The organism is Stenotrophomonas sp. 3diitr2024 (assembly GCF_042136455.1).
Lineage (GTDB): Bacteria > Pseudomonadota > Gammaproteobacteria > Xanthomonadales > Xanthomonadaceae > Stenotrophomonas > Stenotrophomonas sepilia.
Window position 1 is genome coordinate 1 of record NZ_JBHHMJ010000513.1, and the last position, 323, is coordinate 323.

A 323-nucleotide genomic window follows, 5' to 3' on the forward strand; every position below is an offset into this window, starting at 1 on the left:
GCGACCCTCTTGCCCACGTAACCGCCAGCATCGACTTCTTCCTGCGCGCCTACGCGCCGCGAGGGGCCGGAACGGCTGAATAACCAAAACTGAACGAACCGGAGGTCGCGATGACTTCAGCCAGCTGCAGAAGGTGGCCGACCAGGTGGCGCTGAAGCTGCGTGCGGTGGGTGGCGCGGCCGACGTGCGGGTGGAACAGATCTCCGGCCTGCCCACAGGTGGAGCAGGCTCGCATGCTCCTCGAGTGTGATCTCCCGTAATGCCTGTCCGATGCGTTCAAGCAGCTGCTGGTCTTCCTGGCGGACGAGCAGGTAGAGGTCGGT

General features: G+C 64.7%; 1 pseudogene. It reads left to right on the forward strand.

The window, feature by feature from the left end:
- Positions 1–83: pseudogene (locus ABGA94_RS13105) on the forward strand (TetR/AcrR family transcriptional regulator); the annotation flags it as partial.
- Positions 84–323: the final 240 nt, after the last annotated feature.